At 66.1% G+C, this 11,641-nt stretch carries 18 protein-coding genes; 4 read left to right on the top strand and 14 right to left on the bottom strand.

Annotated elements, in window-relative coordinates; genetic code table 11:
* The 5 genes from BMX17_RS12590 to BMX17_RS12570 form a co-directional block, all read right to left on the bottom strand.
* The coding region (locus BMX17_RS12590) for an IS6 family transposase (RefSeq protein ID WP_092660564.1) at nucleotides 1-449 on the bottom strand (449 nt) is incomplete at its 3' end.
* 55 nt (nucleotides 450-504) lie between these two features.
* Entirely contained in the window at nucleotides 505-1,326 is an 822-nt protein-coding gene (locus BMX17_RS12585) for a carbon-nitrogen family hydrolase (RefSeq protein WP_092660550.1), read from the bottom strand.
* Nucleotides 1,323-1,751, bottom strand: coding sequence for an SRPBCC family protein (locus BMX17_RS12580; protein ID WP_092660548.1), 429 nt, complete (start codon nucleotides 1,749-1,751; stop codon nucleotides 1,323-1,325). Before BMX17_RS12580 ends, BMX17_RS12585 begins: the two co-directional genes overlap by 4 nt.
* 50 nt (nucleotides 1,752-1,801) lie before the next feature.
* A complete protein-coding gene (locus tag BMX17_RS12575; RefSeq protein ID WP_092660546.1) occupies nucleotides 1,802-2,026 on the bottom strand; it encodes a DUF7123 family protein in 225 nt (74 codons plus the stop codon).
* A gap of 53 nt (nucleotides 2,027-2,079) precedes the next feature.
* Nucleotides 2,080-2,265, bottom strand: a complete 186-nt coding sequence (locus BMX17_RS12570; protein ID WP_092660544.1) for a DUF7525 family protein — start codon at nucleotides 2,263-2,265, stop codon at nucleotides 2,080-2,082.
* A 129-nt stretch (nucleotides 2,266-2,394) separates the two neighbouring features.
* On the opposite strand from BMX17_RS12570, the gene BMX17_RS12565 reads away from it, so the two are divergent.
* On the top strand, nucleotides 2,395-3,555 hold the full coding sequence (locus BMX17_RS12565; RefSeq protein ID WP_092660542.1) for an LEA/WHy family protein: 1,161 nt from the start codon (nucleotides 2,395-2,397) through the stop codon (nucleotides 3,553-3,555).
* A gap of 141 nt (nucleotides 3,556-3,696) precedes the next feature.
* Nucleotides 3,697-4,116: a DUF7528 family protein gene (locus BMX17_RS12560; protein WP_170845408.1), complete on the top strand. Its 420-nt coding sequence runs from the start codon at nucleotides 3,697-3,699 to the stop codon at nucleotides 4,114-4,116.
* Nucleotides 4,117-4,164: 48 nt separating this feature from the next.
* On the opposite strand, the gene BMX17_RS12555 is transcribed toward BMX17_RS12560, so the two are convergent.
* The 3 genes from BMX17_RS12555 to BMX17_RS12545 all read right to left on the bottom strand — a co-directional run bounded on the left by BMX17_RS12555 (nucleotide 4,165) and on the right by BMX17_RS12545 (nucleotide 6,899).
* Complete coding sequence (locus BMX17_RS12555; protein ID WP_092660540.1) at nucleotides 4,165-5,199, bottom strand: phosphate signaling complex PhoU family protein; 1,035 nt, start codon at nucleotides 5,197-5,199, stop codon at nucleotides 4,165-4,167.
* 103 nt (nucleotides 5,200-5,302) lie between these two features.
* Complete coding sequence (locus BMX17_RS12550; protein ID WP_092660538.1) at nucleotides 5,303-6,370, bottom strand: ATP-NAD kinase family protein; 1,068 nt, start codon at nucleotides 6,368-6,370, stop codon at nucleotides 5,303-5,305.
* 70 nt (nucleotides 6,371-6,440) lie between these two features.
* A complete protein-coding gene (locus BMX17_RS12545; protein WP_092660536.1) occupies nucleotides 6,441-6,899 on the bottom strand; it encodes a hypothetical protein in 459 nt (152 codons plus the stop codon).
* A 92-nt stretch (nucleotides 6,900-6,991) separates the two neighbouring features.
* On the opposite strand from BMX17_RS12545, the gene BMX17_RS26125 reads away from it, so the two are divergent.
* A complete protein-coding gene (locus BMX17_RS26125; protein WP_170845407.1) occupies nucleotides 6,992-7,132 on the top strand; it encodes a hypothetical protein in 141 nt (46 codons plus the stop codon).
* A gap of 1 nt (nucleotide 7,133) precedes the next feature.
* Here the strand turns inward: BMX17_RS26125 and BMX17_RS12540 are convergent, their stop codons facing one another.
* The 6 genes from BMX17_RS12540 to BMX17_RS12515 all read right to left on the bottom strand — a co-directional run bounded on the left by BMX17_RS12540 (nucleotide 7,134) and on the right by BMX17_RS12515 (nucleotide 11,151).
* A complete protein-coding gene (locus tag BMX17_RS12540) occupies nucleotides 7,134-7,829 on the bottom strand; it encodes a competence/damage-inducible protein A (RefSeq protein ID WP_092660534.1) in 696 nt (231 codons plus the stop codon).
* 31 nt (nucleotides 7,830-7,860) lie between these two features.
* Nucleotides 7,861-8,496 (bottom strand): chemotaxis protein CheC, encoded by a 636-nt coding sequence (locus BMX17_RS12535; protein ID WP_092660532.1) that lies wholly within the window; start codon nucleotides 8,494-8,496, stop codon nucleotides 7,861-7,863.
* 56 nt (nucleotides 8,497-8,552) lie between these two features.
* Nucleotides 8,553-9,323 carry a DUF5803 family protein gene (locus BMX17_RS12530; protein WP_092660530.1) on the bottom strand — a complete coding sequence of 257 codons (771 nt, stop codon included), beginning with the start codon at nucleotides 9,321-9,323 and terminating at the stop codon, nucleotides 8,553-8,555.
* Nucleotides 9,320-9,985 (bottom strand): DUF2110 family protein, encoded by a 666-nt coding sequence (locus tag BMX17_RS12525; RefSeq protein ID WP_092660528.1) that lies wholly within the window; start codon nucleotides 9,983-9,985, stop codon nucleotides 9,320-9,322. Before BMX17_RS12525 ends, BMX17_RS12530 begins: the two co-directional genes overlap by 4 nt.
* Entirely contained in the window at nucleotides 9,985-10,515 is a 531-nt protein-coding gene (gene tfe, locus BMX17_RS12520; protein ID WP_092660526.1) for a transcription factor E, read from the bottom strand. The genes BMX17_RS12525 and tfe overlap by 1 nt, the downstream gene beginning before the upstream one ends.
* Before the next feature lie 87 nt (nucleotides 10,516-10,602).
* Complete coding sequence (locus BMX17_RS12515; protein ID WP_092660524.1) at nucleotides 10,603-11,151, bottom strand: tRNA (cytidine(56)-2'-O)-methyltransferase; 549 nt, start codon at nucleotides 11,149-11,151, stop codon at nucleotides 10,603-10,605.
* Between the two features lie 134 nt (nucleotides 11,152-11,285).
* On the opposite strand from BMX17_RS12515, the gene BMX17_RS12510 reads away from it, so the two are divergent.
* The gene (locus tag BMX17_RS12510) at nucleotides 11,286-11,603 is read left to right on the top strand and encodes a hypothetical protein (protein ID WP_092660522.1); all 318 of its coding nucleotides are present in this window, start codon (nucleotides 11,286-11,288) and stop codon (nucleotides 11,601-11,603) included.
* Nucleotides 11,604-11,641: the final 38 nt, after the last annotated feature.

Here is an 11,641-nt window from a genome sequence, read left to right as displayed (position 1 = left end):
GTTTGGAGCCATGGCGCGCCATCGACCAAAAAGAGCGACTCAGCCACGTCGTGTTTTTGCTTCAGTTCGCGCAAGAACCGTTCTGTCAGGGCGGTTGTTCGGGCCGGTAGCAGCCGTGAATGGAGGATTCTGTTTGTTTCCGGCTCGACGGCGGTGTACAGCCAGAACTGTTCGTCGTTGATCCGAATCACGGTCTCGTCGAGCGCAACGTGATTCGGGCAGGCACCGCTGGTGGGCTGTAGATCGGCTTTCTGAATCCAATCATGCACGGCTTTGCGACTGCGTTGGACACCGAACTTCTCAAGCTCCGAGACGGTATTCGAAAGCGAGAGTCCCGCGAGATGCAGTCGAATACCGAGCTTCATCAGCCGACGCGGTGTCCGTTCACGCTCCACAAAATCTAACTCCAGCCAGCCGTTATTCCCACTGAGGCGGGCAATTTCTGGCATAGAGCACCAACAAATTCGTCCGCCTCACTCTTCACTCTAAACTAAACACCGCCGATCACCGGTCCCGGCGGTCGGCAAGCGCGGGGAACTCCTCGCGGACCGACGCGACTTTGTCGGGTTCGAGGTCGGCCGTCACCAGCGTGGGGTCGTCGTCGGAACTCGCGAGCACGGTGCCCCACGGGTCGTAGACGGTCGAGCGCCCGAGCAGGTCCGCGTCTGCGTCGTCGAACGTCCCGCTTCCGTTGATCGTCGCCACGTACGCGAGGTTCTCGACGGCCCGCGCACGTGGTAGGAGTGTCCAGTGTTCGACCCGCGGGTACGGCCAGGCGCTCGGGACGAGCACGAGCGTCGCCCCGTCGTCGACGAGATCGCGATACAGTTCGGGGAAGCGCAGGTCGTAACAGGTCGTGATCCCGACGCCGAACCCCTCGAAGTCGACGACCGGCGCGCGCTCGCCGGGAATCAGCAGGTCCGACTCGGCCGAATCGTAGCCGAAGAGATGGTGTTTCCGGTAGATCGCGCGGCGCTGTCCGTCCCGGTCGAAGAAGACGGCGGTGTTGGCCAGTCCCGTCTCGCTCGGTACTGCGAGGTCGGTCTGTGCGGCCGTCTCGCCGAGGTCCTCGACCACGGTGCCGGCCAGCACCGCGACGCCGTGCTCGCGCGCGGCCGCGGCGAGTCGCTGGTGGGTCTCGCCGCCGACCGGTTCCGCGGTCCGAGCGTACAGATCGAACGCGAAGTACCCGACCGAGAACATCTCGGGGAGGGCCACGAGGTCCGCGCCCGAGTCGGCGGCCCGCTCGACGGCCGCGACTGCGCGGTCGACGTTGCCGCGCACGTCGCCGGGCTCGATGGCGAGCTGGGCCAGCGCGACCTTCACGCCTCGATCCCCAGGTCCTCGCGGATGGCGGCCTCGATGTTCCCGAGTTGTTCGTCCATGTTGCGTTTGAAGTAGCGCTCGACGCCGGGGAGTTTCCCGTCGACGGTGAAGCGGTTCTCGACGCGGGTGCCCCCGTCTGTCTCGTGGAGTTCGTGTTCGCCGACGACGCGCATCACCTTCGAGCGACCGACGAACTCGACGTAGCGCGGCGGGTCGAACTCGGTCTCCTCGGTCTCGATGGCGACGCGTCTGTCGATGACGGGGATCGGGAGTTTGACGTACCACGTTGCGGTGTGCTCACCCGTCTTCTCGAAGTCGTCGACGACGCTGATCGGACGGGCCCGTTTCTCCGGGTCTGCGATGAACGACCATACGCGGTCCCGTTCGGCGGGCAACTCGAACGTCCGCTCGACCCGGACGGTCATAACCTATCTTCGGGCCGGCGGTCAAAAAAGAGTCCGACTTCCTTCGAGGCTCAACTTCGAGTGACACGCCAGGTCGTCGAGCGCGCCCGACCCCACTTCTCGATGTCAACGTCGTCGGACTTCTCGGCCAGTCGCGGGAGGCGCGCACCGACCTGTTTCGCCGACAGTCCGATCTGCTCGGCGATGTTTTTGGCCCGGACGTAGGCTTCGTCCCCGCCGACCTGGTCACGGAGGTGCTCCAGGATACGCTGTTCCTCTTCGCTGAAATCGGCCATGCCAGACGTAGGCGGTCCAGGCCTTTAAGCTCTCGTTTTAGCGAAACGCCTGCCTACGAGAAGACGTGAATCGCCGCGACGGCGAGCGATCCGAAGACGACCGCGAGGGCAAAGCCCCAGCCGGCGAGCAACTGCTCAGCGGCCGCCACGTACATCACGACTGCTCCGGCGACGCCGAGCGCCCCAAAGAGCAGTCCGAGGCCGATCGCCTTGTCCGACTGCAGTCCGGTTTCTGCCATTGTCCGGGCTACCAGTAGCGCGTACTTAGTTTGTTCGAACCGCGCTACTGCCGTCTGCGCCGTGGCTCGTCGGCAGGACACCGCTGTCGGCCGCAAGACATATCTGATCCGTTGTATCACACCCCGCCAATGGACATCGAACGGGTTCAGTCGGCATTGTTCGGGAGCAAGTCCCGCATAGCCGGGTCTATCGCCGGCGGGCTGGTCGTACTGGTCGTCCTTGCGCTCTTGCTTGGCGTGATCGGCGTTCCCGCCGTCGCGACCGTCGAGAACCGATTTGGCACCGTCAACGACTCCAAAACGGTCATCGAGACCGATATGGTCGTCACCAACCCCAACCCCGTCGGGGTCTCGCTGTCGGACACGACGGTCAACTACACCGTGCAGATGAACGACGTGTCTATGGCCACCGGACAGAAAGCGGGCCTCTCGATCGAGTCCGGCAACTCGACGCTGCCGTTCCGGACCTATATGCAAAACGACCGCATCCCCCCGTGGTGGCACTCCCACATCGAGAACCGCGAGCGCACCGAGGTCGTGATCGACGCCACCGTCAGGTCCGGCCTGCTCGGGGGTCGCCAGATCAGCCTCCCACAGCAACGGACCATCGAGACCGACCTGATCGGCCAGTTCAACTCCTCGGCGACCCGCCCCATCGAGGCCGATCGCTCGTTCCCCGCCGATCCGATCCTGTTCGTCAACGAGACCAGCGCCCACTGGAACCGGGCCGCACTGACGCCGGAACGCACGCCCATCGCGATGTCGTTCCGGGCGTACAACCCCAAACAGTACCCCTACGCTATCTCCGAACTCGGGTACACGATCACGATGAACGGCGTGCAGGTCGGCGAGGGCAGCAGTCAGGACGTGGCCACGGTCCTCCCGCGGACCGCCCAGACGATCCGCGCCGACGTCGCGATCCGAAATCAGAACCTCGACGACTGGTGGGTGACCCACCTGCGGAACGACCAGGTCACCGAACTAAAGATCCAGTTCTACGCCGTCGTCGACCCCGCGGACGACACCGTCGGCGGTCTCGGCGAGACTGGCTCGTTCCGAATCCCGCTCGACCCCCTCGATTACCGGACCACCATCGAGACCGATATGTTCGGCACGAAAAACGGAACGGCGAGCGAAAGCGCCGACACCAACGACGACGGCAGTCAGTCCAACTCGACGGACGGGTCCACGGACGGCGATTCCACGACGACCATCGACGGGAACGAGGATGATGCCGGCGGTTCGGTGACGACGACCGACGACGGCGACGACGGTATACTGCTGGGATAACTTAAAACACCATATCATCCCGCGGACAGTGCTTTATCATGCGGATCGGAACGTGTGGTTGCATGACACGGAGTGCTGACGCTCCTGGTCGCGTTCTTCGAGGGTAACGAGGATCGCGACACCGGGAAGGGTGTTACGGCGATGGGGGATCGCATCCGGGTCGAGGTCGACGGGGTGACCCACGAGTTGACCCGCGAACAGGCGACCGAGCTCAGGGGGCAGATCGACGACGCGCTGACGAGTCGCCGGGAGTTCCTGCACACCGCAGGCGAGTACCGCGACGACGGCGCGTACGTCGTCTCCAGACGCGGCGCGGACTCGGCCGGCAACAGCAAAGTGTTCGAGAGTTTCGAACAGGTGCGCCGGCTGTACGAGCGCCTGCCGACGGAGTTCACGGCCGACGCAGTCAGTCGGTCCGGTATCACCGGCTCGCGCCGGCATATGCTCGTGCGCCACTACGCGGAACATCCGGCGTTCGACTGTACGATCACGCGCCGGAGTCCGCTGACGGTGGTGAAGACGACGGCCGACGGCACCGGCGACGAAGCGACGGCAGACTAGCCGTCGGTCGGTTTTCCGCGAAAACGAGACGATTCAGTGTGCGCTGCGTTACTGAATCTCGGTATGGACCGATTCCTCGTTGAGCGCCAGGTTCGTCGCGATTTCGGCGTTCCGGACGGCGTACTGGGCGGTCTGCTGGAGGCTGACCAGCACCTCCCGGACCCGGAGCAGTTCCTCGTTTTCCATCTCCGGGAGGTCCGACAGGATGTCCTGTTCGCGGTTCCCGATCTCGGCGTACAGTTCCCTGACCGCGATGGCGGCGTCGTAGTCGCGCTCGACTGCGGCGGTGACGGCCATCTCGGTGATCTCGTTGACCTGATCGGTGAACTCCCGGATGCGCCGCATCGTCGAGGACTCGACGTTGAGCGTGTGGCCCTCGGTTTCGAGGACGATCTCGGCGATGTCCTCGGCGTTGTCCGCCGTGAGTTCGAGGTTCTTCGCGATGGAGCGGTAGCCGATCAGCGGGAACCCGTTGTCCAGGCCGACCGCCCGCGCGAGGTTGGGGTTCTGGTAGGCGGTGAAGATCAGTCGCAAGAGGAGGACGAAGATCTTGTTGGCCTGCCGCTCCCGGTTCAGGGCCCGCTGGGCGAGGTCGGGATTGCCGTGAGCCAGCGCCTTGACGGCCTCGTTACGCATCGTCGAGCCCGTCGACTCCAGCCGTTCGAGCAGGTTGTCCAGCGTGAAGTCCTCGGGGTCGACCGAACAGCGGATGGCGATCCGTTCCGGCGTCTCCTCGATGACGCCCAGCCCCATCAGCTGGGTCTCGGCGTTGTAGACGGCGTTGATGTGTTCCGATTTGAGGGTGCCGTCCTCGCCGGCCTCGACGTGGATGATGCGCCGACCGAGGACGTACTGGGCCACGATGGCCCGCTCGACGGCGTCGGCGTCCAGGTCCTCGGTGTAGATGATCGCTTCCGATTCCTCGGTCTGGACCGACTCGGGCATCACGGTGAGCGTCCCCTTCCCGCCGATGCGCAGAGACACCTCGTCGCCTTTCTCGACGTTGTGCTCGGACGCCCACTCGGCGGGCAACGTCATCGCTAGCGTGGAGGGACCGAGCCGCTGCACTTTCCGCGTTTCCATACTCCCTTTGTCATACCCCGGCGACCTTAATCTTATCTATACACCACTTAATCCGCTGACGAATGTAATACCTCTTGATCGACCAGGCAGAAATTCCACGTTCCTAAATCACTTGCATCAGCCGGCGCTCGTACCGGCCGACCCGGACCTGGAGCCAGCCCTGGAGTGTTTCGTCGAGGTCCGGATCCCCGGTATCGACGCGAAGAGTGCCAATTTCGTCGAGTTTCGACTTCGAGGCGACGACTTCGAGGTCACACTGCTCGATCACGGCCGGCGAGAGTTGCTGGTTCCCGCGGCCGAAGACGAACCCCTGGCCGCCGATGGGTGAGACGACGATGACGTTCTCCTCGCCGAGTGCGTCGAGAATGTCGCGCTCGCTGGCGTCGTCGACCAGTACCTCGCCGTCCCGCCACACGTCGACGCCCAGCGGCGACCCCTCGAACCCGAGTTCTTCCTTGACCGCGCCGACGGTGCTGCCGGGGCCGAGGACGTAGGTCACGCCGTCGCGGGCTTCCCGGGCGACACCCTCCGCGAGGCTCTCGACGGTGCCGCCGCCCAGCTGCTTGCTCGCCTGGCGCTGTTCCGCGGCCGGCACGCGCACCACCGCGCGCAACTCCGTGTGGACCTCGCCCTCGCGGTAGTCGTCCTCGTCGATGTCGTTGACCTCGGCGCGCTCGGTGTCCTCGAAGGTCGCCGCGATCTGCCCGGCGGCGCGGGGCGTGACCCCGAACACCGACGAGTACACCTTGACGCCCGCGGGAACGCCCAGCATCGGCACGTCGGCGTCGCGGTCCCGGATCGTCTCGGCCACGTCGACAGCGGTCCCGTCGCCGCCGACGAACAGGACCAGCTCGACGCCGCGATCCAGGAAGTCCGCGACGGCGGCCCGCGTGTCGGCCGCCGTCGTCTCCTCGTCCGCGGCCGCGCCGAGGACGGTCGGGTCGAAACCGGCCTCGCGGGCGACCCCCGCACCCAGCGGGGCTTCGTAGGTCAGAACCTCCGTCTCGGGGGCGAGTTCGTGAATCCGGTCCAGGGCCGCCCGGGCGCGGGACGGTGCGCGCGGTTCCGCGCCGCGTGCGCGCGCCTCGTCGACCTTTCCGTCCGTCCCTTTCAGCCCGACGCGACCCCCCATCCCGGCGATGGGGTTGACGACGACCCCGATCGTTCGCATTACCGGACGTACCCGCGGCAGGGTCAAAAGGTACCCGGCGACGGCAGGCCAGCCGTCGTCTCCGGGTCCGTCACCGCATCGCCGCCAGCAGTGACCGGAGGCTCGGGCCGAACCCCTCGATCACTGCTCGCGGAAACCGTCGACGTGCCCCATCCAGTGTGGCCGTCAGCGCCGTCTCGGCGTCCTCGAAGACACCTTCGCCGTGGCCGAACAGGATCCGCTCAGGGTCCAGGTCGCCCACGAGTCCCCGAGGTGGTCTGAGCCGGTGTGAGAGGACGACGCCGACGCGTTCGTCCCCGACCGCGTAGCCGGGCGCGCCACCCAGCAGGTCCGGCACGTACAGCGTGCCGTCGCGCTCGCGGTAGGCGACGGCTTCCTGCCACAGTCCCAGCGGCTCGCACTTCCGGACGCGGACGCCCGTGTCGGCGAGCGTCGTCGCGAACCGCTCGACAGGTGCGTCGACTTGTTCGGCCACGTCGTGACGGGTTTCGCGGTCCGACTCCGCGGGGGACCGGCCGTAGACGGGCATACGGAAGCAGTCTCGCGCAGCCGGTGTCAATTCGACGAAACGTCTTCTCGCGCTTCGGGATTCTTAAGACCCAGCGGTCGGAACGACCGATCATGAACGCGATACTCTCGACCGCCGCCACGAACGCAACGGAGCCGGGCGTCCAGACGGCCGTCATCAACAGTGCGGGTGCCCTCGTCGGGCTGGTGAGCGTGCTTCTCGCCGCCGCCTGGATCGCGTACCTCTACCGCTGACTCACTCCGTTTCCGGTGTCTCGACCCGCTCGGCCAGCCACGCGGCCGCCGCCCGAACCTCGTCCGCGTCGGTACTCTCCAGTTTGATCTCGACCGTCTCGCCGGGGTAGCTCCCCACCTTCACGTCGAAGCGGTCACGAACGTCCCGGACGCGGGTGAGCAACGCGCTCTCGGGTTCGTCGGCCTCGACGGTCTCGACGTGACGGCGCTCGCCCGAAAACCGGTCCGCGACCCCCTCGAACATCGCCTTCATCTCGGCCGGGACGCCAGGCAGGACGTACACCGATTCGAGGACACAGCCGGGGGCGACCCCTTCGCGGTTCGGCAGCATCGCCGCGCCCGCCGGGATGTCGGCGGTACCGTCCGCGAGGTCCTCGCGGGCGTAGCCCCCCTCCGACTCGAGCCAGGCGAGTGCCTCGTCGCTCTGTACTACCTCACGGCCGAACGCCGCGGCGACCCCGTCCATCGTCACGTCGTCGTGGGTCGGCCCCAGCCCACCGGTGACGACGACGGCGTCGAACTCGGCGCGGTACTCGTTGACTACGCGGGCGATCTCCCCGATCCGATCCGGAACGACCGTCACTCGCTCGACGGTCGCACCCCGCTCGGTGAGCCGCTCGCCGAGCCAGGCGGCGTTCGTGTTGACCGTATCCCCGGCGAGCAACTCGTCGCCAACGGTGACCAGCGCGACGCGCATACCCCGAGTTGGCGACCCGCGAATAAAAGTCCTACAGTCCCGCTACGTCCGGCTCTTCGGTCCGGATGTCCTCGACTTCCAGATGATCGAGGACGTTGACGAAGGCACCGGGGTCGGGGACGAGGAAGATTCGAATCTGGAACTCCCGGCGCGGTTCGGTCACGTCGACCTGCGAGTCCAGGACGATGGCTAGCGAGTCGTCGGTGATGTGTGAGAGATTCGCCGTCATCAGTTCGCGGCCGGTCCCGTGCTCGAGATCCGGCGTCCCCATCTCGATGGAGCGCCCGAGGGTGTTGGCCAGGCCGTCGATGAATCCGGAGGTGAAGATGTTGCACATCTCCTGGAGGGCGCTCTCGTGGAACTGGTTCAACTCGCCGTCGACCGCCCGGCCGGTCATGTGTTCGGCGACGTTGACCGCCGTCCCCATCCCGAAGGTCATGACGAAGTAGCCGTAGGGCGGTTCGGTCAGCTTCACCGAAGCACAGAACAGTCGCTCGTCGCCCAGATCGTCGGGGATGTCGCCCGGTTCGACCATCGAGAGGCTCTTGACCGCGACCGATGCGTCGAGCCCCGCGAGCGACGACAGCGAGTCGGCGACGTTGCCCGCGCCGCTCTCCATCAGGACGTTGATGATACGGAGCTTCCGCACGTCGATTAACAGCGGCATCCACAGTGGGGAGGTCGGCCGCCCGGTTCAAGCTTTGGGCCGCTTCGAGTGCCGACCTACCGCATTCCCGGTGGCGGGCCGTCGTCGTCGAGGTCGTCGCCCGTGTCCACGTCCAGTCCGACTTCCTCACGTCTGTTCTCCAGCTGGCGGATCTGCCGGAGGTAATACAGCGTGCCGCCAGTGCCGATCAACAGCGCCAGTATCACCAGTCCGCCGAAGATCCACAGGTCACGCTCCAGGTACCACCGGATCGAGAGCGACCGCTGCTCCACGTCGTCCCAGGTGAGCGTCACGCGGTCGTTCCGGAGTGTCGAGTCGTACCCACCGGGGCTGACCTGCGCGAGGATCGGGACGCTGACACGAGCGCTCTCCGGGAGCGTCACCTCGTAACTCCCCGAGAGGAAGGTCGGGAGTGCGAAGCTCTTCCCGTTCCGGGGCGCGGAGAACGCCACTTTTCCGGAGACGTTCTCGCCGGGGAACGAGACGTTCATGCGCTTGCGACTCAGCTCCACGTCGTCCGCGGTGAGATTTCGGACGGTGCCGTTCTCGAACTGGAACTTCAGGCCCTCGATCTCGAGGGGGCTCTCGGTCCCCAGCGCGTCCCGGTCGTAGAGTTCGAGATAGGACCGGTTCTCGACCCGATAGACGGCCTCGTACCGCGTGTCGTTGATGTCGAACGTCGCGTTGGCCTCGGTCTCCCAGTCGTAGGTCACGTCCTTGCCGAGCGCTTCCGCGTCGGGTTCCCCCGGCCCCAGTATCGACGAGCAGCCCGCGAGGGTGACGAGGGCGGCGAGCGCGACGACGCCGAGGACGAGGCGGCGATTCATGGGACGACGGCGAGAATCTCCGAGGGCAGGTGTTTGCCGATGCTGGCGAGCAGTCCCGGCGGGTCGGTCCCTTCTTTGCAGATCACCGACTGTTCGAGCAGGCCCTGCCGCTCGACGGTCACGATATCTTGGGCGTGACCCGCGCGGTTGACTGTGGCCCGCACCTCTGCCCGGGTCGCGCTGTTGACGTTGACTCGCCCGGTTCCGCGGGTCCAGTCGTACAGGTCGTCGCGCTGGTCGTCCGACAGCCGGGGCGAGTCGTCCCAGACGAACTCCAGCGGGAGATGCTGGACCAGTCCGAACCGTTTGCGGATCTGCTCGGGCGAGCCCTGTCCGAGGCCGATCTCGTCGGCCGGAATCCGGACCGCCTGCCCGGCGTCGAGGACGAACCCGTCCTCGTCCCAGCTTTCGAGGGTCCCGACGTAGGTCTCGCCGGCCTCGAAGTCGGTCGTGATCGCGCCCCACTCCTCGCGGAGCAGGTTACGCGCGGCCACGGCGTCCTCGCCCTCGACGGTTACCGAGGGGAAGTCGTCGTCACGGAGGCCGACCTCGTAGGTCACGTCCAGATCGCCGACGGCGTTCTGGATCAAAGAGCCCAGCCCGTCCAGGGCGCGCTCGCGTGCGTCGCCATCGACGTAACACTTCGTTGCGAGGACGACCATCAGGCTTCAGTCTCTTGCTCGACGTTCAGTTCGTCGCGCAGGGCGTCGATGCGTTCCTCCATGGCCTGGACCAGCGCCGTGTTCTCCATGGCGTCGACCGGCGAGCCACACTCGGGACACTCGAACCCGAAGTCCATCGCCTCGTCGAACTCGAAGCGGATGCCACAGACCTCACAGAGGTAGAACTCGTTGTCGTGTTCGTACTGCTCGCGGTCTTCCAGCGCGTCCAGCAGGCGGTACATCTCCTCTTCGAGTTGCTCGGGGATCTTGTCGTACTCGAAGGTCCAGAGGTAGGTAAGCCACCCCGAGTCCTCGTCGCGGAGCCGTCGATAGCTCGCCAGGTCGTTCTCGTAGAGAATGAAGAGGGCGCGGCGAACGTCGTTGAGCTCCAGCCCCAACTCTTCCGCGAGCTCTTCGTCCGTCACCTCGCCGTCCGGCGGCGCGGCCGCGACGGGCATCCCCTTCGGGCCCACCAGTTCGTGGAGGTACTTCTGTATGACCGGGTCCTCCAGGAGTTCCTCAAAAGCCATTGGTGTACCTATCGGTGCCTAGTTCGTTTAAAAGCACCGAACCGGATTCCGACGTGGCCTCCCCTCGGGTGCGCCCGCGATCGTCGCTCACTCGTCACCGGCGTCCACGACTCGTTTCCCGACCGCCTGCGGGACGACCACTTTCTCGGCGTCTTCGAACTCCCGATCGAGTTCCCGGCCCTCGAACAGGCGGTCCAGAAACACGGCGAGGGAGGCGATCTCGGAGTGGGGCTGGTTGGTGACGCCGACGTTCCAGTCGGCGGTCTCGTACACGTCGAAGGGGACCTTCTCCGCGCCGACGACGACGAGCAGCGGGTCCCGCCGCTCGCGGTGGGCCTCTCGGATCTCGCTTTCGACGGTCTGGACCTCCTCGCCGTACATCGTGAGGTGGACGACCGCCCCGTCCCAGTCCCGGAGGGTGGGCCGCCAGGAGTCGACGGTGTCGACGGCGAAGGGGCCGCCGAAGCGGTCGGTGATGTCTTCGACGGTGTCGGCCCGGCTCGCGCCGTCGCCGGCGAGGATCACGCGGTCGGCCCCCAGCGCCCGCGCGGTCAGCCCGACGTGGGTCGTGATCCGCTCGTCCCGGCCCGGCCGGTGGCCGAGTCTGAGCACCGCGACCTCGGGATCTCCCTGCATACGCCACAGAAACAGCTACCCCGGTTAGGGGGTTTCGATCCGTCGACCGCCGCGTTCGCTCCCACCAGCGTACCGCCGGCCGTGCTCGCTCCGACGATGCAAAGAGTTACACAGCCACCGGGAAAGGAACCTCCATGCGCCCGCTCTCCGTATCTTCGATCCCGGAAATCGGCATTCTGGCGGCGATGGTCGTCTTCTGGGCGGTGATGATCGTCGCGACCTACCTGACAAGCGCCGACGTGCTGTTCGCCAAACGTGCGCCCGAGACCCGGCGCGAGCGACTCGTGACGACCTGTGCCCTCGCCACGCTCGGATCGTTCATCGCGGCGACGGTGCTCGCTCCACCTAACCCGTTCAGCCAGATTCTGTGGCATCTCGGAGGCCTCGTCGTGACGGGTCCCGCGGCCGTGCTGTACGTGACCTACGGGGCAACACTTCGCGACGACCTCTGAGTCGCTCGTCGCTCCTCCTGTGCTGTGTGGACGATTCC

Source organism: Halorientalis persicus (assembly GCF_900110215.1).
Lineage (GTDB): Archaea > Halobacteriota > Halobacteria > Halobacteriales > Haloarculaceae > Halorientalis > Halorientalis persica.
This window is presented reverse-complemented; position numbering and strand designations above follow the sequence as displayed.

Excerpts from the sequence above, each read along its gene's own strand:
- BMX17_RS12580 (WP_092660548.1), bottom strand. The coding sequence starts at position 1,751 with ATGACCGTCCGGGTCGAGCGGACGTTCGAGTTGCCCGCCGAACGGGAC.
- BMX17_RS12575 (WP_092660546.1), bottom strand. The coding sequence starts at position 2,026 with ATGGCCGATTTCAGCGAAGAGGAACAGCGTATCCTGGAGCACCTCCGT.
- BMX17_RS12570 (WP_092660544.1), bottom strand. The coding sequence starts at position 2,265 with ATGGCAGAAACCGGACTGCAGTCGGACAAGGCGATCGGCCTCGGACTG.
- BMX17_RS12565 (WP_092660542.1), top strand. The coding sequence starts at position 2,395 with ATGGACATCGAACGGGTTCAGTCGGCATTGTTCGGGAGCAAGTCCCGC.
- BMX17_RS12560 (WP_170845408.1), top strand. The coding sequence starts at position 3,697 with ATGGGGGATCGCATCCGGGTCGAGGTCGACGGGGTGACCCACGAGTTG.
- BMX17_RS12555 (WP_092660540.1), bottom strand. The coding sequence starts at position 5,199 with ATGGAAACGCGGAAAGTGCAGCGGCTCGGTCCCTCCACGCTAGCGATG.
- BMX17_RS12550 (WP_092660538.1), bottom strand. The coding sequence starts at position 6,370 with ATGCGAACGATCGGGGTCGTCGTCAACCCCATCGCCGGGATGGGGGGT.
- BMX17_RS12545 (WP_092660536.1), bottom strand. The coding sequence starts at position 6,899 with ATGCCCGTCTACGGCCGGTCCCCCGCGGAGTCGGACCGCGAAACCCGT.
- BMX17_RS26125 (WP_170845407.1), top strand. The coding sequence starts at position 6,992 with ATGAACGCGATACTCTCGACCGCCGCCACGAACGCAACGGAGCCGGGC.
- BMX17_RS12540 (WP_092660534.1), bottom strand. The coding sequence starts at position 7,829 with ATGCGCGTCGCGCTGGTCACCGTTGGCGACGAGTTGCTCGCCGGGGAT.
- BMX17_RS12535 (WP_092660532.1), bottom strand. The coding sequence starts at position 8,496 with ATGCCGCTGTTAATCGACGTGCGGAAGCTCCGTATCATCAACGTCCTG.
- BMX17_RS12530 (WP_092660530.1), bottom strand. The coding sequence starts at position 9,323 with ATGAATCGCCGCCTCGTCCTCGGCGTCGTCGCGCTCGCCGCCCTCGTC.
- BMX17_RS12525 (WP_092660528.1), bottom strand. The coding sequence starts at position 9,985 with ATGGTCGTCCTCGCAACGAAGTGTTACGTCGATGGCGACGCACGCGAG.
- tfe (WP_092660526.1), bottom strand. The coding sequence starts at position 10,515 with ATGGCTTTTGAGGAACTCCTGGAGGACCCGGTCATACAGAAGTACCTC.
- BMX17_RS12515 (WP_092660524.1), bottom strand. The coding sequence starts at position 11,151 with ATGCAGGGAGATCCCGAGGTCGCGGTGCTCAGACTCGGCCACCGGCCG.
- BMX17_RS12510 (WP_092660522.1), top strand. The coding sequence starts at position 11,286 with ATGCGCCCGCTCTCCGTATCTTCGATCCCGGAAATCGGCATTCTGGCG.